Below are 20447 nucleotides of genomic sequence, written 5' to 3' on the forward strand. Positions count from 1 at the left end.
GAACCCGGAATCCAGAGTGCCGACGCTGCTCGAAATGGCTGGATATTTGCGAGGTCTCGCTTTTCCTTCGACACCAACGCTCTGGATTCCGGGTTCCGCTGCGCGGCCCCGGAATGACGATCAACATCGGCATATGCGATTGCCCTGCCCTTGAGGGGAGGGGTTAGGGGTGGGGGTGCAAGGGCCGCCGAATTCATTTTGCGTTTGCCGCCTCCATCAGCGCCGCGGCTCCGCGTCGGCGGCGCTGGCGGCCAGATAGGCGAAGGCGAGGATCGGCCCGAGCGTCGCGCCGCCGGCCCAGTAGGCGCGCGCCGAGGCCGACGCGACGCAATTGCCGACGCCGTAGAGCCCGGCGATCGGCGTGCCGGTGTGGTCGAGCACCTGCCCGTCCGTATTGGTGACCGGACCTCCTTTGGTGTCGAGATTGCCGCCGGAAAGCAGCGCCGCATAATACGGCCCCTTGCCGCTGATCGGATACATGGTCGGGTTGGGGGCGGCCGGGCTTTCCGCGGCCGGACCGTTGAACAGCAGCTCCACCTGCCGCTCGCCGCGGCGGAAGTCGAGGTCCCGGCCCGCTTCGGCGAAGCCGTTGAAGCGCTCGACGGTGGCGCGCAGCGTCGCCTCGAAACTCTCCGCCAGCGCCAGGTTGCTGGTGCGGGCGGCATATTTGTTCAGGCGCTCGCGGATGTTGGCGGTCAGTTCGGCAAGCGTGCCGCCCCGGATCACATGCGCGTCGTCGCTGCCTTCCGGCACGATGAAGCGGCCGTATTCGTCACTCGCCGAATGTTTTTGGCTGCGTTCGTCCCAGATGGCGATGAGCACCAAATTGGGGTAGGCGGAGGCGGCCGGATCCCAGGTGAAGAAGGCCTGCGCGGATTCGTTGTAGGCGAGTTTTTCGTTGGTGACGCGCCGGCCGTTGCGATCGACATAGATCATCGAGTCGCCCGATGGCGAGAACGTGCCGATCAGCCCCGGATCGCCGTTCAGCGCCTTTTCCAGCACGATCGGGCACATCCAGGCATAGTTCATGTTGCGCAGCTCGGCGCCGACCGCCGCGCCGATGTTGACGAAATCGCCCTCGTTGCTCTTCGCCGCGCAGCCGCCGAACACCGGCACGCTCTGGAAATTCCTGCGCATCGTCTCGTCATGGGTGAAGCCGCCGGAGGCGAAGATCACCGCCTTGCGCGCCCCGAAACGAAGGGTCCGCCTGTCGGCGACGTCGGCCTCCACGCCGACCACGGCGCGGTTGTCGTCGACGATGACGCGCTGCACGCGGTGCCCGGCGCGGATGTCGACGCCGTCGGCCAGCGCCTTGGCGCTCATCGTGCGGATCGCCACCTCGCCGCCGTCCGACATCGACTCGCGCGCGCCCTTGGGCAGCAGCACGCGGCCTTTCGGTGCCTTGTCCTCGGGGAGTTCCGCCCAGTAGTCCGGCACGAAGTCGCAATGCCGGTATTCCAGCGCGCCTTTCTCGGCCAATAGTTCGGTCGCCGGCGAGGCGTTGTCGTAGATGGCCGCATAGGCGTCGTATTCCCACTGCGACAGGCCGAGCGTCGGATGGTCGGGATTGTAGGCCTCCGGCCGCGACAGCCGGGCCATGTAGCGGATGCAGTCCTCCTTGCGGTCCTCGATGCCGACTTCCCGCATGTGCCGGTTGTTCGGCACCCAGTACCAGAACGCGGCTTTCTTGGTGGTCCCGCCGAGTTCGTCGGCCTTTTCCAGCAACACGACGCTGTTTCCGCGCCAGCGGCTGAACAGCGCCGAGGCGAGCCCGCCGGCGCCGCTGCCGACCACGATGACGTCGGCCTCGGCGTTGAAGCCGCCGGCCTTGGCCGGCAAGGCCGACCTCCTGGCGATCGAAGACATGGTTTCCTCCCTGCTTTTGCGCGGGCAAAAAGCCGCTCGAAGCCGGAGATTCTTCCCTGCTTTCCACCGATTTTCTTCCAGAATGCTGCCGGTCTTTCCACGTTTCCGCAGAAAATGCCGGCATTTTGGACGGCCTGGCGTCCTCGCGGCGATTGAACCGGCTCCCGGATGGTGTAGATTTTGCCCGTCCGGGGAGGAGACCGGGGTCGAGGCCATCAAACCTCGGTACGAGCGAAAATTCACGGAGCGCAGCGGCGGTCTGACCTGCCGCTGCTGGAGGAGCGTGAATGGCAGCAGCGACCATCGGGCGCGCCATGCCTGTCCGCTATGGCGGTCTGGAGCAGTTTCCCGAGCGTGCCAGCCATGGCGGCGTCGACTACTGCGTGGCCGGTTCGCGGCCCTATGCGCTGGAGTTCGCCAACGGCTCCGACGTGGTGTGCCTGCTGCTCGGCGACATCGACTCGACCAGCCGCTTCGACGACGGTCGCGAAGGCCCGCTGGTGTTCCGCGGCGAAACATCCGCCTTCCATCCGGGACGCGGCAATGTGCGGGTGCTGGCGCGCTCGGTGCGCCACGGCTTTGTCGCCTTCGCCTATTCGGATGTGTTCCAGGAGGCGATATCGGAGCGGGGACTGCGGCAGTGCGGCGTCTCCGGCAGCACCAACAACATCGGCACCGGCCCCATCCGGCATCTGGCGCGCTATGCTCGCGACAGGATCGCCGCCGGCGCCATGCTCGACCCGCTGGAGATCCAGTATCTGGGCGGCATGGTCTATGTCGAGACCATGCGCGGCCTGCGCGCCGGGCGGCTTGCCGACGCTTCAGGGCTGTCGGACGCCGCCTTCCGGCGAATCGTCGACTTCATCGAGGCCGGGCTGGAGGGCGCCATCAATTGCGAAAGCCTGGCCGGTGTTGCCGGCCTGCCGCTGCGCTGCGTCTTCGACGGCATCAAGGCCCGCACCGGCCTGTCGCCCTACCAGTTCGTGATCAACCGCCGGGTCGAGCGCGCCCGTGTCCTGCTCGAACAGTCCAACCTGCCGATCGCCGACGTCGCGCTGGCCTGCGGCTTCGCCTCGCAGCAGCATCTGACCACGACGCTGACGCGCAAGCTCGGCAGGACGCCGAGCCGGATCCGGAAGAACTGAGGTCTGGGTATTCAGACCCAGCCCCTAGTTCCTTATCCAATCCTCCCTGTGCAAGCTGGTCAGGATCTCATCCTTCCACGATCCGTCGGCAAGGCACTGGCGCCGACGCGGCTGCGCGGGAATGCGCTTGTAACCAAAGCGCTTCTGCAGAACCCACGACGGTTCGTTGCCGGCAAAGTAGCCGTTGTGAAGTTCGAGCAGATGCAACGTGTCGAAAGCGAAGCGGATGCGCTCGCCGAATGCTTCGCGTCCATGGCCCAGACGCTGGTACGGCGCGCCGATCCAGATTCCGCCGCCTGCGCGGCCGCGCCCTATATCGATGTTGTTCAAGCTGACGCCGCCGATCACCGCGTGATCGACTTTCCGCTCGATCGCAAATTCGTAATCACGCTGCGCGCCTTCACCAGGCGAAAGCCGCTTGCAATGTTCAATCCATTTCAGGCCGTCCGATCGCAGATACGGGTGCGGAACGAATGCCAGCCACTGCGAGACGTTGATGTCGTTCAGGCCCTCGACGAGCTGGTCGATGTCTGCGAGCCGCCAGGGGCGAAGGATCAGCGCCTCGGTTTCCAGTGCGGTTTCCATGGTCACCTGCGACTTGGAACTATCACGATAGCCGGTGGCTGCCGGGACCCGGCTTCTTTGCAGCGGTTGTCTTCCGTAGCCTTTTCGTTCCCAGGATTGTCTACCGATCAGGTTTGGCAGCGAGAAGCCAAGGCAGACCGCCCGCCGGCTATTCAGGCGCCGGGCAATCGCCGCCGGCGAGCACGTCGGCGCAGTTGGGCGAGCGCCGGAAATCGTCGTAGTAGAGCGTCCACTCGGTCGTGTGCGCGGCGCGGTACGGGCCGAACTTGAAATACTGGTTCTTGCCCAGACCCTTGTCGGCATGGCCGATATGGCCCTTGACGGTGACGATCGGCTTGCCGTTGGCGAAGATCTCGACATGCCCGGTGCCGTCCGGTCCGGGCTTGGTGTAGATGGCAAAGTCGATCCAGCCGGAATCGGCGGCCGGCAGCTTGTTGCCGTGGTCGATGATTTGCAGCGCCGGCGTGCAGGCGCTGAACATGCGCCCGTCCTCCGGCGTCCAGTCCGCCTCCGTCGCGATCAGCGCGCGCATCTGATTGGTCTCCGGCCGGAACCAGACCGGGACCGTACCGTCGCCACAGCTTGCGGTCGTGCCGTTCGCCGCATCGCCGCCCGGCGCGAGATAGTTGGTCTCGATCGTGGCGAACAGCTTGCCGTTGCGCAGGCGCAGCGCCAGGAACGGGCTGAAATCGCCCTCCGCGCCGGGATCGATCTCGCGCTTCCATTGCGCGATCAAATAGCGGTGGTCGTCCTGCGGGATCGGCTCGCCGAACCGGACGGCGAAGCCGTACCAGACGCCCTGGTCGTAGGGCACGCGCAGCTCGGTCTTCTCCCACACCTCGGCGCGTTCGCTGCAGCCGTCGTTGGTCATCCCGCACAGCGGCTTGATGCTGAGCTTGAGCGCGCCGTTGCCGGTCCGCTTGACTTCCTTCTGGAACTCGGCGGTGCCGGCGGTCTGCTCATAGTTCTCGCGATAGTAGAGGCCGCCGCTGTCGGCGAAGTCGGTGCCCTCGAAGCCGTCGGAAAGCACGATCGATCCGGGATCGGCGACGGCCGGAGCGGACATCCAACAGAGAGCCGCGACCGTCGCCATCCGGATCAATCCCGTTTTCACTGCACAGCCTTTCCATTGCCGGTGGAGCCGGCTCCCGCACTGTCGCGATAGAGCAGCATGAGCTGCTCGGCATCCGAGACGCCGTCATAGCTGATCTCGAAGGCATCGTCCTCCGAATCGACGATGTCGGTCATGTCGGGGTGGAGGATGGTGAGTCTTTCCTTGACGCCGCGCAACTTCTCCTTGCCGATGTTGATCCAGCCGCCGCCGCTGTAGCCGGCGAACTCCTCGCTGGCGATCAGGCTGTGCGGATATTTCTTGGTCAGCGCCTGCAGTCGCTGCACCTCGTTGACCGCCGAGCCGAAGGCCGAGAAGGTGAGCCGGTCGTTCAGCCCGACATTGCCGAACATGACGTTGCCGACATGCAGGCCGATGCCGTAGCCGATCTCGGCGAGGCCCCGGCGGCGCCGATCCTCGTTGAGGGCCGCCATCCTGGCGGTGGCCCTGTGGGCGGCCGACAGGGCGGCCTTGCAGGCGATCTCCGAAGGCTCGTGGTGGCGGTCGCAGGGGTAGACGGCGATGAAGCCGTCGCCGAGGAAGCTGAGAATCTGGCCGCCGCGGCGGTTGAAGGGAGCGGCGATGGCGTCGAAGAACTGGTTCAGCGTGTCGATATAGGCCTCGCGGCCCTCCTGCTCGGCCATCATGGTCGAGCCGCGCATGTCGGCCATCACCAGGGCGGCGCGGATGGTGTCGCCCTGGCCCCGGCGGATGTTGCCGTTGAGCACCCGCTTGCCGGCGTCGTTGCCGAGATAGGTGGTCAGCATGTTGTCGGCCAGCCGGTTGAGAACCGCCATCTTGGCGGCCACGGCCAGATGGTTCTGGATGCGCAGCAGCGCCGCGATCATGCCTTCGGTGAAGCCCGACGGCGCGTCGGTCGACCAGGAGCCCAGCATGCCCTGCTCCCTGCCGGCGGTGAACATATGCCGGAAGGCAAGATAGTCGGTGACCCCGAGCGTCTTGAGGTCGTCGAAGATCGGGAACTCCGAAGGCCCCGAATAGTCGATGCGGCGGCGCAGATGGTCGAGCTTGTTGTTGAGCAGGTAGTAGTAGGGGCTGCGCAGGAACTGTTCCGATTTCTGCCCGGGCTTCTGGCGGAAGCCTTCCACCCGCATGCCCGAGCCGCGCTCCCAGGTGAAGCCGAGCGCGTCGTAGAGCGGATGCAGCATGGAAAAGGAAAGATGCACGCGGGCGATCGGCATTCCCGCCGCCGCCAGGCGTTCGCAAAAGCCGCGCACCATCGTCTCGAGATCGTCGCCCGCCAGTGACGAGGCCGTCAGCCAGTCGGCGACCTTGTCCATGAGAATTGTGGAAACGTCGGCTTGGGCACCGTTTGTCATCCGGGATCCTCCGGTCGTGGAAGTCATTGTCGGAAAAGCAAAACCGCGCCGGGGAGGATGGCGCGGAGGCTGGTCCGAAAGGGTATATAGGTGTGGGCCAGGCGTTGTTGAACAAGCCAGCTGACAGAAACCCAAGATTGCGTGTCGATGATGATCAGGCAGCCGCCGCCATCTGCTTGGACTTGAGGTTGGCGGCCGCCAGGGCGTAGCCGCCGGCGGCGCCGTCGATGAAATGGATGTGATCGGACTGGAGCGGCGTGGCGACGATGCAGGTCATCAGCGCCGAATCCTGGCGGTGCAGGCCGAACCGGCACACGCCCTCCGCCTCGGCCTGACGCAGGCGCGCCTCGATCCTGGCCAGGCCGGTCTGGTCGAGGTCGAGGGTCATCTTCAGCCCGTCGTCGAACTTGCGGAAGTCCGAATTGTCGGCGACCTCGCGCGTGTAGCGGCGGGCGTCGAAGCGGCCGATGCTGAGATTGGCCTTGTGCAGCGCCATGACGAGCAGCATCTGCGCAAGCACCGAAAGCTTGGTCAGGAAGCGCCGTCCCTTCGGGGCGGCCGCCCGTGCCTCTGCTTCGAGGCCGGCCGGCGAGATGCCGAATTCGGGACCTTCCGACGGCACGGGGTGGCCGCCGCGGTCCTGCTCGGCGGCGATCGCCAGCACGTCGGCGACCAGCTTCTGGAAGGCCTGCATGTCGGCGCCCGAAGCCGGCACGGCGATGATCGAGACGATCTCGCCGTGGCGGGCATGGATCGGGTTCCAGCGGCAGGACAAGCCGCTGAGGTCCGGCCGCGTGCCGCTCGGCGCCGCCGCGACGGCATAGCGCCCGGCCTTCATCTCCGCCTCGGCCCAGCTGGCACCGCCGCCGATGAACATGGCATAGGAGACGTCCGGGCTGGCGCGGAACAGCGCGACGCGCACGTCCAGCCCGCGCGCCCGCACCTCGCGCATCGGCACCAGCGCGGCGCGCAGCGTCAGCTCCAGCTCGTCGGCGGCCCAGGCCTGCGTCGCCGCCAGCGTGGCCTCGGCGATCGCCGCGCCCTGTTCGGGGAAGGCGACCAGCGCCCCGTCGCCGCCGAACACGAAAGGCAGGTCGCGGCGCCCGAGCGCGTTGAGCAGCGCCGAGATCATGCTGGCGCCGGCCATGTTCACGGCCTTGTAGCGCCCGCCGGCGATCGCCCGGGTGGAGCCGACGATGTCGGTGGTGGCCAGCACCCAATGGTCGGGCAGCGGCCGGTAGTTGGCGGGATCCACGACGCCCTCGAAGCGCGCGAAGGTCGGGATCGCGGCGAAGAACGGATCATCCAGCGTGACAGCGTCCATGTCTGCTTCCTAGCATATTTTCGCGGCCCTGTTTTGGTCCAGTGCGCGGTTGCCGGCCTGCCGCCGCAAATTGACTTGGGGCGGTCGCGTCGGCATAGGCTCGCGCCATGCGCATCGCCTTCTATGCTCCGATGAAAGCGCCCGATCATCCGGTCCCTTCCGGAGACCGGCTGATGGCGCGGCTGCTGATCGAGGCGATGCGTCTTGCAGGACATACGGTTTTCGTCGCCTCGCAGTTTCGCAGCTACGCGCCCACACCCGACGGCTTCGCCCAGCGGCGGGCGGCGGGCGAGGCCGCCGCGGCGGAGCTTGCCGCCGGCTGGCGCGCCGGCGGCAGGCCGGACCTCTTCTTCTGCTACCATCCCTACTACAAGGCCCCGGACTTCCTCGGACCGCCGCTGACGGCCGAGTTCGGCATCCCCTATGTCACGGCCGAGGCTTCGCTTTCCCGACGCCGGCGCGAGGGGCCGTGGGCCGAGGCGCAGGCCGTGGTCGAGCGCGGCCTGGTGCATGCGGCACTCAACCTGTGCTTCACCCGCCGCGATTTCGACGGCCTCGCCGCGGCCCTCGGGCAGGACAGGCTGGCCATGCTGCCGCCTTTCATCGACACGGCCGCCTTCCCAGCGCCGGCGAAGGGCTCGGCGCCGCCGCGGCTGGTGACGGTGGCGATGATGCGGCCGGGCGACAAGCTGGACAGCTACCGGATGCTTGCCGCGACGCTCGGAACCTGCCTGGATCTGCCCTGGACTCTCGCCGTCGTCGGTGACGGGCCTTCGCGCGACGAGGTTCGCGGCTTCTTCGCAAACCTGCCTCCGGAACGGGTCGAATGGCTGGGCGAACGGCGACCGGAAGAGGTGCCGGGCATTCTGGCCGGGGGCGACATCTATATCTGGCCGGGCTCCGGCGAGGCCTATGGCCTCGCCTATCTGGAGGCGCAGGCGGCGGGCCTGCCGGTCGTCGCCCAGGCCGCCGCCGGCGTGCCGGAGGTGGTGCGCGACGGCGAGACCGGCCTGCTGACCCCTGAGGGCGACGTCGAGGCCTATGCGACGGCTGTCCGAAAGCTGCTGTCCGGTGTAGATGTCAGGCGGGACATGGGGGAGCGGTCGCGCCGTTTCGTGCTCGCGGAGCGGTCGCTGACGACGGCCTCCGCCACGCTGGCCGCCTGTCTGCGGAGACTCGGAGCATGACTCCTGCCGTCAGGAGCTGGCAAAGCCTTGCCGCCGCGCTCGAGCGCTGGCGCGACGCCGGAAGGCAGCCGGTGTTCTGGCTGCGCGACGACGATGCCGCGGCGCCGACCGCGCCGCTCGACCGCCTTGTCGGCCTCACCGCCCGCCGCGGCGTCCCCGTGGCGCTGGCCGTCATACCGGCGCATGCCGAGCGCGACCTTGCCCGGCGCCTCGCCATGCAGCCGCATGTGACCGCCGTCGTCCACGGCTGGTCGCACCGGAACCATGCACCGGCGGGCGAGAAGAAGCAGGAGCTCGGCCCGCACCGCCCGGCCGCCACCGTTCTCGGCGAGCTGGCGCAGGGCCTGAAGCGCATCAGGGTGATGTTCGCCCGCTCGGCGCCGCTGCTGGTGCCGCCGTGGAACCGCATCGACGCGGCGCTCATTCCCGCGCTTGCCGGCCTCGGCTATCGCGGCCTTTCCACCTTCGGGCCGCCGAAGCCGGCGCCGCTGCGGCTCGTCAACACGACCGTCGACATCATGGACTGGCACGGCACGCGCGGCTGCCGTGATCACGCGGCCATCGTGGCCGAGATCGTCGCCGGGCTCGACGCGGGTTTCGCCGATCCGTCGCGCCCGCCCGTCGGCGTGCTGACGCACCACCTCGTCCACGACGAGTCCGCCTGGGATTTTCTGGAACGGCTGTTCGAGATCACCACGCCGGATGGCGCCGGGCGATGGGTAGGTGTCGACGCCCTGCTGGGCGATTGAGCTCAGACCTGCTTCTTCGCCGCCTGCCTTGCCTGAAAGGTCAGCGACTGGCCGTCGCGGGCGGCGAAGGCGCCGGGAAAGGCCTCCTTGGCGCGCGCCTCGATGCGGGCGAGCTCGATGTCGGTGCGGAACGGATCGTGGTGGAACAGCGCCAGCTTTTTCGCGCCGGCCGCCCGGCACAGCCGCACGCCTTCCTGCCAGGAGGAATGACCGAAGCCGCGGCGGCTCTTCATCTCCTCGTCCGTATAGGCCGCATCGTAGATGACCAGGTCTGCGTTCTCGATCAGCGCCAGCACATTGGCGTCCGGCGCCCCCTCGACATGCTCGGTATCGCAGATGAAGGCGACGGCGCGGCCGCCATATTCGACCCGGTAGCCGATGCAGCCGCCCGGATGGTTGAGGCTGCCGGTGCGCACGGTGACCTCGGGCCACGGATTGATCACGTCGCCGGAGCGGAAGTCGCGCGACACCACGGCGGCCCGGCAGATGCTGATCTCGACCGGGAACCATGGCGCCCGCATCAGCCCGCGCAGCATCTCGCGCGTCGACATGATGCCGGCGAGATGGCCGGACCAGATCTCGAGTCGGATCGACGGATCGTAGAGCGGCGCGAAGAAGGGCAGGCCGAGGACGTGGTCGTAGTGGAAATGCGAGAAGAACAGGTGCACGTCGCGGACGCCGGAGCGCAGCATCGACACGCCGGCCGGGCGGATGCCGGTGCCGGCGTCGAAGAGCAGGGTGCGGCCGCCGCAGCGCATCTCCACGCACGGGGTGTTGCCGCCGTAGCGGCGGAACTCGCTGCCGGAGACCGGCACGCTGCCGCGCGCGCCCCAGATGCGGACCTTGAAGGATGTGTCGCCGCCTCCGGCGAGCAGCGGCGTCGGCTCGGCGGCTCGGCGCTCGGCGAGCACGCGGGCCGGGTCGGGCGGCGGATCGCAGTTCTCGAGGGCGCGAAGCCCGTGGGCGTCGAGCGGATTGCCCTTCACACCGTAGCCGATACGGCGTTCGGCGGGTCTCACGTCCAGGTCCGGACGTTGCTTTGCGCGCGCGCTACGAATTGGCTTGCCTCGCTCTGCTGCGGGCGGCCGTCAGCTCTGCCGTGGTATGGCTGAGCCGGTCCGCCAGAACCTTGACGATCTCGACAGTCATTTCGGGGAATTCGGTCAGAAGCCGCAGGAAATGGTCCTTGCGGATACGCAGTGCTTCGAGGGGCGCGCTGGCCCGCACGGTGGCGGTGCGCGAGACGTCGCACAGGATGGCGATCTCGCCGACGATCTCGTTGGGCTCGACCTCGGCCACCTTGATCTGGCCGGCCGCCGAATCCACGAGGATGTCGGCCGTGCCCGACAGCACGACATAGGCGGCGTCCCCCTCGTCGCCCTGATGAAACAGCGTCTGCCCCTCCTTGTAGGACACGCGGTCCGACGTGAAGGCGAGCAGTTTCAGCTTGGCCGGCGCCACACGGGAAAACAGCGGAACCTTCCGCAGCATCCCGACTTCGTCGTTAAGCAGCATGATCGTTCAACCCCGAATGATCATCGCACAGCCTGGCTCCCTATGCCAACATCCGTGTGAAAATACCGTTTTCCTTCTTCAGAGTCTCGTGCGTTCCATCCTCTACGAGTTCGCCGCTATGGAAAACGATTATCCGCTCGAAAAGGTCCGCAAGATGTGGATTCGGCAGAACCCAAAGGATTGCCGGATTGCGTCCGCCTCGGCTTGCCTCCTCGAGCACGTTCCTAGTGACCACATCCTGCGCGCGCTGGTCGAGCGCCGCAAGGGGGCGATTGAAGATGATGAAATCGGCGCGTTTGAGTAGCGCGCGCGCCACATCGAGCTTCTGCCGCTGGGCGCTGGTCAGGCGGCGGCCGCCGACGCCGACATTGTAATCGAGCCCGATGTCCAGCACCTCGTCGTGCAGGCCGAGCGTGTCGAGCAGCTCGCGCACCAGTGAGCGGATGCGCTCGGGCCCGTCCGGCTGGTTGTGGGCGATGCGGCCGAACAGCATGTTGTCGCTGAGCGTGGCGGCGGTGTTGTATTTCTGCGGATCGTAGCGCTCGATGGCGCCCTGCAGCTCGGCGGGCAGGCCGTCGTAGAAGCGGTGGCGCGCCGCCACGATCTTGTCCATCAATTCCGGCGTGAGCAGGCCGAAACGATGCCTGGGCTCGATATAGGCGAAGGACAGCTTGATGATCCTGGCGCGGTCCTCGTCCGAGGCGGCGTCGATCGGCTTGCCGCGCAGGCGCTGCAGCAGCTGCTGGTACTCGGGAATGTCTTCCGCCGTCATGAAGGCGAGCTGCTGGAAGAAGGGATGGTCGGGCGGCAGGTCGGCGAACAGCTCGATGGCCTGCTCGGCGATCTCCAGGCCCATGCGATAGAGCGTCTCGCCGAGGCCGTCCTGCCTGAGCACGGCACGGAAATAGGCGTTGCCGGCCAGTTCCTTGCCGGTGAGCTCCGGCCCGGTCGCGGCGCCGAACAGCAGGTTCTCGCCGATCGTCGCCTGGGTGTTGTAGGCGCCGGGCTCGAAGAACTCGACGAGGCTGCTGAGGCCTTCGGTGTCGAGCCGCTCGCGCAGCGCTCCGCGCACCTCGACGATACGGCCGCTGATCTCCGGATGCAGGCCGGGATCGACGCGCGAGCGCAGGCCGAGGTCGAGGATGTCCTGCGACAGCACGACCGCGTCGAGCACCGGGCGGATGGAGTGGTAGAGATCGCGCGGACCGCTGGCGCCGGCCGAGGCGTAATCGACCCAGTCGCTGCCGACGTCGAAGTCCGGATTGCCGGCCTTGCGCGCCTCGTCGACGTTCCAGCGCCGCCGCGTGGCGCTCGTCCCGTCATACTGAACCTCCGTCAGCGGCGCGTGCTTCAGCCCGTAGAGAAGATTGTCGCGCAGCGAGCCCTGGAACAGATAGGCATCCGAGGACGCATAGGCCATCCGCCGTCCGGTTACCGATTCGGAGAGGTCGAGGAGATCGCGGCTGCCGACGGCGATGCGTCCCGATTCCGGCCAGATCAGGCCTGCGAAGGCCTCCGCAAGCGCTTCGGCGCCGCTGCCGGCCGTGCCGACGATCGCCACCTTCTCGCCCGGATGGACCTGCAGGCTGACCCGATCGAGCAGCTTGGCGCCGCTGTCGTCGACGAGCGTCAGGCTGCTCGTGGTCAGCGCATCCTCCAGCGGCGTCACCTTGTCCACGGTCAGGGTCTGCCGCTTCTGGTCGATGATCGTCTCGACCGTGAACTGCTCGACCACCTGCTGGTACTTGACCTGCACGTCCTGGCGGTTCTGGTCCCAGTCGATCAGCTCCTTCAGCGGCCCGGGCAGGTCCTTGTAGGCGTTGATGACGGCGACCAGCTGGCCGATGTCGAGGCGGCCCTGCAGCGCGAACCAGCCGCCGACGAGGTAGAACAGGAACGGCGTCACCTGGGCCAGGAAGTTGTTGATGAACTTGACCAGGAATTTCCACTGGTAGAGGTCGTAGCGGATCTTGAAGATCGTGCCGAGCCGGTCGGCGATGTCGGCGCGCTCGAAGTTCGACGTGTCGTTGATGTGGATGGCGCCGATGCCGTCGACGATCTCGCCGACGCGGCCGGACAGCGCGCGCGCCGTCAGCTGCCGCTCGCGGCCGAGCCGGATCAGCCGCTTGCGCATCTGCGGGATGATCACGAGCTGGATGCCGACGATCACCGCGGCGATCATGCCCAGCCAGAAGCTTTGCAGGACGATGAAGATCAGCGCCGTGAGCGCCTGGCCGCCGAGCTGCGCAGGCGTGACGAAGGCGTCGCCGATGAAGCCGCCGAGCGGCTCCACCTCGTCCTTCACCATCGTGGCGACCTCGGCCGACTTGACCCGCTTGAAGTGCCCGGGCGGGAAGCGCAGCACCCGGTCGACCAGCTCGAAGCGGATGCGCCGCAGCATGCGCTCGCCGAGCCGCCCCTTGTAGGTGTTGATGTAGAGCTTGAAGATGCCGTTGATGATGACCAGCGCCAGGAAGACCAGGCTCAGCCCGACCAGGGTCTGCGTGCGGTTGAGCTGAAAGCCGTCGAAGAGATGGACCGTTCCGAGCAGGGGCAGGTCGAAGTCGATGGCCAGGAACGGCTGGGTGGCGCCCGGCGTCTCGAAACCCTGTCCCTGGATCGGGCCGTTGACGATCTGCTTGGGCAGGTCGAACGACATGAAATAGGGGATCATCGACAGCGCGACGACGAACAGGATCCAGAGCTGCTGACGCCAGGTGTGAATCCAGATGTAGCGGGCGAGACTGCGTTCCATGAAAGGTCAGCCCGCCAGTCCGCGCGCCCGGCAAAGCCGGCGGTCCGCATCCACAGTGCCGCCCAGGGTCAGCGTCTTCGCGAAATGCATGAGAATCCGTCTGAAATGCGTGGATGCCGTCCTCTGCCGGCAGCCTACAACAGCCGTTTCGCGGACGCCACCCGGGTGTGCTGCGGAGCCGTGGACAGCTTCGAGATGTAGCTGGCCGTGCGCAGCGCCATTGTCCGGGCAAGGCGGCACGATGTGTCCGCCGGTGCTCACAGCAGCGCCCGCAGCAGCCGCGCCGAGCCCATGGCGCCGTCGAGGTCGAGCGTCGCGCGCGGCGGCTTCGGCCGCGCCAGCGCCGCGCGGATCGCCTCGGCGAGAACCGGCCCGGTCAGGCCGGTTTCCGGGAGCGCTTCGGCCAGTCCGAGCCGCGAAAGCCGCGCCGCGCGCGCCGGCTGCTCGGTCTCGCCGCCGGCGGCGAACGGCACCAGCAGCGAGCGGCAGCCCGCCCGCAGCACGTCGCAGACGGTGTTGTAGCCTGCCTGCGACACCGACAGCTCGGCGCCGCCGAGCAGGACGGGAAAATCCTCGCGGAACCGGAACAGTTGCAGACCGGACGGCGCTGCGGCCGCCGCCGAGTCGAACTCGGCTTGCGGCAGGTTCGGCCCGGTGATCAGCGCCCAGCCTGAGGCATCGGGCAGCAACCGCGCCGCCCCGACGGTCGCCCGCACCAGCTCGGCGCCGGCGGCGCCGCCGCCGGCCGACACCAGCACCTTGAAGACCTCGCGCGGCGGCCGCGGCGGCGGCGCGGCGACCAGGCCGGAATAGCCGACCGGCGGCCTGATCTCGGCGGCCAGCGGAAAGGTCTCCTCCAGCCGCGCGAAGGCCGGGTCGCCATGCACCATCACCAGATCGAAATGCCGGTTGAGCAGCTCGACCGTCTCCTCGTTGCGACCCGGCTTGACCCGCTCCTGCAGGAGGTCGCGCACGGAAGTGACGAGCCGCGGCCGCGGCGCCATGGCGGCGACCGCGTCGAGCAGCGGCAGCAGCTCGAAACGCATCTGCCGGCGGCCGAACGGAAACGCCTCGATCACCACGATGTCGGGACGGCGCTCGTGCAGGGCGGCGAGCAGCAGGTCGCGCCGCCGCGCCAGGAAAGCCTCGTCGACCGGTTTGCCGTCGGCCTCGACCAAGCCGGAAAACGCCTCCGACGCCGAGCCGACCGCCGGCAGCGCCACATGGTCGAGCCCGGGGCCGGGAAAGCCCTTCACCGGGAGACCACCGGTCACCATCGTCACCCGAAACCCGTCCTCGACCAGTGCAGCCGCCACCCTGCTGGCGCGGGCGAGATGGCCGATGCCGAGCAGGTGCTGGACGTAGAAGAAGACGCTCGCCATCAGGCCTTCCGCCATTCCTGCTCGAACAGGCCGACGAGCTGGCCGATGCTGGAGTGGTGGTCGAAATGGCAGCGCACGCGGTGCTCCGCCGCCTCGCCGAGCTTTTTGCGCAGGGCCGGGTCGCCGATCGCCCTTGCCAGCGCGGCGGCGAGCGCCTGGGGATCCTCGGGCGGAACCAGCAGGCCGTCCTCGCCGTCGGTGATCAACTCGGGGATGCCGGAGACCGTCGTCGACACGCAGGGCAGGCGCTGGCTCGACGCCTCGACCAGCACGTTGGGCAGGCCGTCGCGGTCGCCGTCGCCGGCGATGCGGCAGGCCAGCGCGAATAGGTCGGCCCGCCGGTAAAGGGCAAGCACGTCCTCCTGCGCCAGCGCGCCTTTCCAGGCGATGCGGTCGGCGATGCCGAGCCGCTCCGCCAGGGCCTTGAGCTGCGGCAGCCGGTCGCCGCCGCCGACCTGCTCCAGCCGCCAGGCGAGAGAGGCCGGCAACAGGGCGAGCGCCTCCAGCAGGGTCTCATAACCCTTCTTCTCGACGGCGCGGCCGACGCTGGCGATGAGCACCGGCTGTTGCGGGTCCGAGCCGTCGGCGTCCGATCGCGTCCCGTGGAAGGGGGCGAAGCGGTCGAGGTCGAGCCCGTGATAGCTGAGATGCACCTGCTCAGGCGCCGTCGCCAGGCCGCGCAGATGCTCGAAGCCCGACTGCGTGCAGGTCACCGCCCAGCGCGCGTGCTTCAGCTTGTCCGCCAGGTCCCAGCCCGCCGAGGTCCAGATGTCCTTGGCATGCGCCGAGCAGGTCCAGTCGATGCCGGTGATGCGGCTGGCATAGCTGGCGACGGAAGCCGGGGTGTGGATGAAATGCGCATGCAGCCACCCGGCGCCCTTCGGCCATTCCGCGGCGAGCACCAGCGCCTGGCCGAAGCGCCGGAACCGGTTGCGGCTGAAATCGCGCGTCAGGTCCGGCAAGAACCGGGCGAAGGCACGCCAGAACCCCGGCCTGAACAGACCGGTCAGCGCCGCGCGAGCCACCCGCAGCGGCTCCTCGTGCAGATATTCCGGCAGGTAGACGACCGGCGCCCTGATCTCGTCATGGATCGGATGCCGCTTCTTGTCGGTCGGCCGGCGCATCGAGACCAGCACCAGGTCGAGCCCGGCGCGCTCCAGTCCCAGCAGTTCCTGGGCGATGAAGGTCTCGGACAGGCGGGGATAGCCCTTGAGCAGGACGGCGACCTTGCGATGCATGCTTTGGGGATCAGCGTTCGACGACGGAGAGCTGCGGTGCTGGCCGCTTGTCCAGCCAGTCGCCGACGATCTCGGAGATATGCACGAGGCCCTCCAGCCGCAAGTCCGGCCGCGATTTCGATGGCGGCGCCCGGTTCGGCAGCGCCTTGAGCGCGGCGGCGAAGCGCTGTGCGTCCTCCGCCTCCTCGGGCAGCAGCATGTCGATCAGCCCGAGCTCGGCGGCGCGCCGCGCCCGGATGAGCTGCTCCTCGCGCGGCGCGACCCTGGGCACGATCAGCGCCGGCTTGTCGAAGGAGAGGATCTCGCAATAGGTGTTGTAGCCGCCCATCGCCACCACGCCCTTCGAGCCGGCGATCAATTCTTCCATGCGGTTGTCGAACTCGCGGATCTCGATGAACGGGATCTTCGCGCCCTTGGCGATCAGCCTCTGCCGCTTCTTCGACGGCATGTAGGGGCCGAGCATGATCAGCGCCTTGTGGGTCAGGCCGGGATCCTGCTGGTAGGCATGGATGACGTCGTGGATCAAGTCGGCGCCGTCGCCGCCGCCTCCGGTGGTCACCAGGATATAGTCGCCCTCGGGCCGATGGTCGGGCACCTCGTCGTTGGACAGGCTGCGCTGCAGGAAGCCGACGAAATTCATCTTGGCCCGCACGGAGGGCGGCACGTCGAGGCCGGTGAGCGGGTCGTAGAAGTCCGGCGGCCCGTAGGCCCAGATCATGTCGTAGAACAGGCCGATCTTGCGCATGACGTCGCGGCGCGTCCATTCGGCGTCGAGCAGATGCGGCGCGTCGAGCACCTCGCGCAGCCCCAGCACCAGCGTGGTGCCGCGCGTCTTCAGATAGGCCAGCGTTTCCTCGACCTCGCCGCGCAGGCCGAGCGGCTCCTTGTCGACGATGAAGATGTCGGGCTGGAAGGTCTCGGCCGTGTGGCGGATGATCGACTGGCGCATCTTCAGCGTCTCGTGCAGGTCGATATGCCGCTCCAGCGAGGTGTACTCGCCGTTCCTGAGCTTGATGACGCTCGGGATCTTCACGAAGTCGACGCGGGCGCGGTAGTCGAAGGCGCCGGCGATCTGGGCGCCGGAGATGATCAGCACCTGCAGGCCGCGGAAATCCTCGACCAGAGAGTGCGCGATCGCCCGGCATCTCCTGAGATGACCGAGGCCGAAAGTATCGTGGCTGTACATGAGGATACGAGCATGTTCGAAGCGCCGCATCATGCCGGTGTCACCTTGGTCCTTGCCCTTGCGGCGTCCCGCTCCAACGCGCGCTACCCTATACGGGCAGAGCCGATCGGTCTACGCCCTGAGCGGCCTCAGATAGGGGCGGATGGCGCGTTCGAACAGGGCCGTGGACAGCACGAACGCGTTGATTGCCGGGGTGTGGAAATTCGCATAACCTTGACCAAACGATAAAAAACGGGGCGAACCCGAAGCCTGCCAACCAGAGGTGGTCCAAATGCCTATCCGTCACTCTTCCCGGAGCGTCTCCGGGTTCTCCCGCCGTACCGTCCTGAAGGCCGCGGGCGCCGGCGCGGCGCTCTCCGCGGTTGCCGGCCTGCCGACACGGCTGTTCGCGCAGGAACCTGTAAAAGTCGCGGCGATCTATACGGTTCCCGTCGAGCAGCAATGGGTGAGCCGCATCCACAAGGCCGCCAATGCGGCAAAGGAGCGCGGCGACATCGAATATGTGTTTTCCGAGAACACGTCCAACAACGATTACGAGCGCGTCATGCGCGAATATGCCGAGGCCGGCAACAAGCTGATCATCGGCGAGGTGTTCGGCGTGGAGGACGCCGCCCGCGGCGTGGCCAAGGACTATCCCGACGTCGCCTTCCTGATGGGCTCGAGCTTCAAGCCGGACGACGCGGTGCCGAACTTCGCGGTGTTTGACAACTACATCCAGGACGCTTCCTATCTCAGCGGCATCGTCGCCGGCGCCATGACCAAGTCGAAGTCGATCGGCATGGTCGGCGGCTATCCGATCCCCGAGGTCAACCGGCTGATGCACGCCTTCATGGCCGGCGTGAAGGAGGTGGCGCCCGACACGAAGTTCCAGGTGGCCTTCATCGGCTCGTGGTTCGACCCGCCCAAGGCCAAGGAGACGGCCTTCGCGCAGATCGATGCCGGCGCCGACGTCATGTATGCCGAGCGCTTCGGCGTGTCCGACGCGGCCAAGGAGAAGGGCGTGCTGGCGATCGGCAACGTCATCGACACGCAGGCGGACTATCCCGAGACCGTCGTCGCCTCGGCGCTCTGGCATTTCGAGCCGACGCTCGACAAGGCGATTGCCGAGGTCAAGGCCGGCAGCTTCAAGGCGGCCGATTATGGGCTCTATTCGTTCATGAAGGAGGGCGGCTGCTCGCTGGCGCCGCTCGGCAGCTTCGAGGCCAAGGTGCCGGAGGAGGCGAAGAAGCTGGTCGCCGAGAAGGAGAAGGCGATCAAGGACGGCTCGTTCACCGTGGAGATCAACGACGCGGAGCCGAAGTCGAGCTGACGCCGCTTCCCTCCCCCTTGAGGGGAGGGTGGCGGCGAAGCCGCCAGGTGGGGTCCGTGCGGCCGCGCTCGGCGTCTCTTCTGGCGCGGATATTTCAGGAAAAGGACGTCGAGCCCTGCCGCAAGAACCCCACCCGGCGGCTTCGCTGCCACCCTCCCCGCAAGGGGCAGAGGAGCACCGCGAAACCGTCCTTCGCTTGCAAGGCATCACCAAACGCTTCGGCGCGCTGGTGGCGAACGATTCCATCTCGTTCGTCCTCGCCAGGGGCGAGATCGTCGCGCTGCTCGGCGAGAACGGCGCCGGCAAGACGACGCTGATGAACATCCTGTTCGGCCACTACGTCGCCGACGAGGGCAGCGTCGAGGCGTTCGGCCGGCCGCTGCCGCCCGGCGACCCGCGTGCCGCGCTGGATGCCGGCATCGGCATGGTCCACCAGCATTTCACGCTGGCCGAGAACATGACGGTGCTGGAGAACATCGCGCTCGGCACCCAGGCGCTGTGGCGGCCGCGCCTCGACCGCGCTGCCGCGCGGGCGCGCATCGCAAAATTGTCCGCCGATTTCGGCCTCGCCGCCGAGCCGGATGCCCTTGTTTCGGCGCTCAGCGTCGGCGAGCGGCAGCGTGTCGAGATACTCAAGGCGCTCTACCGCGACGCAAAAATCCTGATCCTCGACGAGCCGACGGCGGTGCTGACGCCGGCCGAGAGCGAAGCGCTGTTCAGGACGCTCAAGCTGCTGGTCGGGCAGGGACTGTCGATCATCTTCATCTCGCACAAGCTCAACGAGGTGACCGCCGTCAGCGACCGCGTGCTGGTGCTGCGCGGCGGCAAGCTTGCCGGCGAACGGCTGACGGCCGCGACCAGCCGCGCCGAGCTCGCGGCGCTGATGGTCGGCCAGGACGTGGCACTGCCGCCGATCGTCGACGTGCCTTATGGGGGACGCATCCTCGTCCTGGACGAGGTCTCGACCGGCGGAAAAAGCTCCGGCGCGCCGCTCGACCGCGCCGCGCTGACGCTGCGCGGCGGCGAGATATTCGGGCTCGCCGGCGTTTCCGGCAACGGTCAGGCGGCGCTGGCGGCCCTTTTGTCGGGCAGCGAGCCGTCGACCGGCGGCGACATCCTGCTCGACGGCGAGAAGCACCGGCCGTGGTCGACGCGCGAGGCGCTCGACCTCGGCATCGGCCGCATCCCGGAGGACCGGCATGCCGTCGGCACGATCGGCGACATGACGGTGGCCGAGAACCTGATCGCGGAGAGCTATCGCTCGGAGCGCTTCAGCCGCCGCGGCTTCCTCGACTGGGGCGCGGCCCGGACCTTCGCCAGGGAGATCATCGCCGACTACGACGTGAAATGCCCGTCGCCGGACACGCGCATCCGCCTGCTGTCGGGCGGCAACATGCAGAAGCTGATTCTCGGCCGGGCGCTCGACCCCGAGCCGCGCATCGTCGTCGCCAACCAGCCGACGCGCGGCCTCGACGTTGGCGCCGTCGCCTATGTGCATGCAAAGCTCATCGAGGCGCGCGGCCGCGGCGCGGCGGTGCTGCTGATCTCCGAGGATCTGGAGGAGATCGTGGCGCTGTCCGACCGCGTGGCGGTGATCTTCAAGGGCCGCATCTCGGCGCCGTCGAAGCGCGGCGAGCGCTCGGTCCGCGAACTGGGCGAGTTGATGGCGGGTCACGGGCTGGAGGCGGCTGCATGAGGGTGGCGCTCCTTCGCACCCCCCTCTGTCCTGCCGGACATCTCCCCCGCAAGGGGGGA

General features: G+C 67.7%; 16 protein-coding genes. 5 read left to right on the top strand and 11 right to left on the bottom strand.

What is annotated here, in order from left to right; genetic code table 11:
• Positions 1–216 precede the first annotated feature (216 nt).
• A complete protein-coding gene (locus AC5JDC_RS23720) occupies positions 217–1866 on the bottom strand; it encodes an FAD-dependent oxidoreductase (RefSeq protein ID WP_495845179.1) in 1650 nt (549 codons plus the stop codon).
• A gap of 287 nt (positions 1867–2153) precedes the next feature.
• Between AC5JDC_RS23720 and AC5JDC_RS23725 the strand changes: the two genes are divergently transcribed.
• Positions 2154–3011, top strand: a complete 858-nt coding sequence (locus tag AC5JDC_RS23725; RefSeq protein WP_495845181.1) for a helix-turn-helix domain-containing protein — start codon at positions 2154–2156, stop codon at positions 3009–3011.
• A gap of 24 nt (positions 3012–3035) precedes the next feature.
• On the opposite strand, the gene AC5JDC_RS23730 is transcribed toward AC5JDC_RS23725, so the two are convergent.
• The 4 genes from AC5JDC_RS23730 to AC5JDC_RS23745 form a co-directional block, all read right to left on the bottom strand.
• Positions 3036–3596 (bottom strand): GNAT family N-acetyltransferase, encoded by a 561-nt coding sequence (locus tag AC5JDC_RS23730; RefSeq protein ID WP_495845184.1) that lies wholly within the window; start codon positions 3594–3596, stop codon positions 3036–3038.
• A gap of 148 nt (positions 3597–3744) precedes the next feature.
• On the bottom strand, positions 3745–4662 hold the full coding sequence (locus AC5JDC_RS23735; RefSeq protein WP_495845186.1) for a polysaccharide lyase family 20 protein: 918 nt from the start codon (positions 4660–4662) through the stop codon (positions 3745–3747).
• A gap of 44 nt (positions 4663–4706) precedes the next feature.
• Positions 4707–6047: an adenylate/guanylate cyclase domain-containing protein gene (locus AC5JDC_RS23740; protein ID WP_495845187.1), complete on the bottom strand. Its 1341-nt coding sequence runs from the start codon at positions 6045–6047 to the stop codon at positions 4707–4709.
• A gap of 154 nt (positions 6048–6201) precedes the next feature.
• Positions 6202–7371 carry a DUF3095 domain-containing protein gene (locus tag AC5JDC_RS23745; protein WP_495845189.1) on the bottom strand — a complete coding sequence of 390 codons (1170 nt, stop codon included), beginning with the start codon at positions 7369–7371 and terminating at the stop codon, positions 6202–6204.
• Between the two features lie 107 nt (positions 7372–7478).
• Here AC5JDC_RS23745 and AC5JDC_RS23750 point away from each other — a divergent pair, with 107 nt between their 5' ends.
• Together AC5JDC_RS23750 and AC5JDC_RS23755 are read left to right on the top strand one after the other, a co-directional pair.
• Complete coding sequence (locus tag AC5JDC_RS23750; RefSeq protein ID WP_495845191.1) at positions 7479–8558, top strand: glycosyltransferase family 4 protein; 1080 nt, start codon at positions 7479–7481, stop codon at positions 8556–8558.
• Positions 8555–9307, top strand: coding sequence for a polysaccharide deacetylase family protein (locus AC5JDC_RS23755; protein ID WP_495845193.1), 753 nt, complete (start codon positions 8555–8557; stop codon positions 9305–9307). Before AC5JDC_RS23750 ends, AC5JDC_RS23755 begins: the two co-directional genes overlap by 4 nt.
• A 2-nt stretch (positions 9308–9309) precedes the next feature.
• Here AC5JDC_RS23755 and AC5JDC_RS23760 read toward each other — a convergent pair whose 3' ends face one another.
• From AC5JDC_RS23760 to AC5JDC_RS23785, 6 genes are all read right to left on the bottom strand, one after another.
• Positions 9310–10182 (bottom strand): MBL fold metallo-hydrolase, encoded by an 873-nt coding sequence (locus tag AC5JDC_RS23760; RefSeq protein WP_120785125.1) that lies wholly within the window; start codon positions 10180–10182, stop codon positions 9310–9312.
• A gap of 175 nt (positions 10183–10357) precedes the next feature.
• Complete coding sequence (locus AC5JDC_RS23765) at positions 10358–10822, bottom strand: cyclic nucleotide-binding domain-containing protein (RefSeq protein ID WP_106773795.1); 465 nt, start codon at positions 10820–10822, stop codon at positions 10358–10360.
• 40 nt (positions 10823–10862) lie between these two features.
• Positions 10863–13577 (bottom strand): ABC transporter transmembrane domain-containing protein, encoded by a 2715-nt coding sequence (locus AC5JDC_RS23770; protein WP_495845196.1) that lies wholly within the window; start codon positions 13575–13577, stop codon positions 10863–10865.
• 257 nt (positions 13578–13834) lie between these two features.
• A complete protein-coding gene (locus AC5JDC_RS23775) occupies positions 13835–14959 on the bottom strand; it encodes a glycosyltransferase family protein (protein ID WP_495845198.1) in 1125 nt (374 codons plus the stop codon).
• Entirely contained in the window at positions 14959–16197 is a 1239-nt protein-coding gene (locus tag AC5JDC_RS23780; protein ID WP_495845200.1) for a glycosyltransferase, read from the bottom strand. Before AC5JDC_RS23780 ends, AC5JDC_RS23775 begins: the two co-directional genes overlap by 1 nt.
• 10 nt (positions 16198–16207) lie before the next feature.
• Positions 16208–17416, bottom strand: coding sequence for a glycosyltransferase family protein (locus AC5JDC_RS23785; RefSeq protein ID WP_106773792.1), 1209 nt, complete (start codon positions 17414–17416; stop codon positions 16208–16210).
• A gap of 238 nt (positions 17417–17654) precedes the next feature.
• On the opposite strand from AC5JDC_RS23785, the gene AC5JDC_RS23790 reads away from it, so the two are divergent.
• Both AC5JDC_RS23790 and AC5JDC_RS23795 read left to right on the top strand, forming a co-directional pair.
• A complete protein-coding gene (locus tag AC5JDC_RS23790; protein ID WP_495845202.1) occupies positions 17655–18692 on the top strand; it encodes a BMP family protein in 1038 nt (345 codons plus the stop codon).
• Between the two features lie 196 nt (positions 18693–18888).
• A complete protein-coding gene (locus tag AC5JDC_RS23795; RefSeq protein WP_495845204.1) occupies positions 18889–20388 on the top strand; it encodes an ABC transporter ATP-binding protein in 1500 nt (499 codons plus the stop codon).
• Positions 20389–20447 lie beyond the last annotated feature (59 nt).

It is taken from the genome of Kumtagia sp. (assembly GCF_059502445.1).

Excerpts from the sequence above, each read along its gene's own strand:
- AC5JDC_RS23725 (WP_495845181.1), top strand. The coding sequence starts at position 2,154 with ATGGCAGCAGCGACCATCGGGCGCGCCATGCCTGTCCGCTATGGCGGT.
- AC5JDC_RS23785 (WP_106773792.1), bottom strand. The coding sequence starts at position 17,416 with ATGATGCGGCGCTTCGAACATGCTCGTATCCTCATGTACAGCCACGAT.
- AC5JDC_RS23790 (WP_495845202.1), top strand. The coding sequence starts at position 17,655 with ATGCCTATCCGTCACTCTTCCCGGAGCGTCTCCGGGTTCTCCCGCCGT.
- AC5JDC_RS23750 (WP_495845191.1), top strand. The coding sequence starts at position 7,479 with ATGCGCATCGCCTTCTATGCTCCGATGAAAGCGCCCGATCATCCGGTC.
- AC5JDC_RS23745 (WP_495845189.1), bottom strand. The coding sequence starts at position 7,371 with ATGGACGCTGTCACGCTGGATGATCCGTTCTTCGCCGCGATCCCGACC.
- AC5JDC_RS23780 (WP_495845200.1), bottom strand. The coding sequence starts at position 16,197 with ATGCATCGCAAGGTCGCCGTCCTGCTCAAGGGCTATCCCCGCCTGTCC.
- AC5JDC_RS23735 (WP_495845186.1), bottom strand. The coding sequence starts at position 4,662 with ATGTCCGCTCCGGCCGTCGCCGATCCCGGATCGATCGTGCTTTCCGAC.
- AC5JDC_RS23765 (WP_106773795.1), bottom strand. The coding sequence starts at position 10,822 with ATGCTGCTTAACGACGAAGTCGGGATGCTGCGGAAGGTTCCGCTGTTT.
- AC5JDC_RS23755 (WP_495845193.1), top strand. The coding sequence starts at position 8,555 with ATGACTCCTGCCGTCAGGAGCTGGCAAAGCCTTGCCGCCGCGCTCGAG.
- AC5JDC_RS23740 (WP_495845187.1), bottom strand. The coding sequence starts at position 6,047 with ATGACAAACGGTGCCCAAGCCGACGTTTCCACAATTCTCATGGACAAG.
- AC5JDC_RS23775 (WP_495845198.1), bottom strand. The coding sequence starts at position 14,959 with ATGGCGAGCGTCTTCTTCTACGTCCAGCACCTGCTCGGCATCGGCCAT.
- AC5JDC_RS23770 (WP_495845196.1), bottom strand. The coding sequence starts at position 13,577 with ATGGAACGCAGTCTCGCCCGCTACATCTGGATTCACACCTGGCGTCAG.
- AC5JDC_RS23730 (WP_495845184.1), bottom strand. The coding sequence starts at position 3,596 with ATGGAAACCGCACTGGAAACCGAGGCGCTGATCCTTCGCCCCTGGCGG.
- AC5JDC_RS23720 (WP_495845179.1), bottom strand. The coding sequence starts at position 1,866 with ATGTCTTCGATCGCCAGGAGGTCGGCCTTGCCGGCCAAGGCCGGCGGC.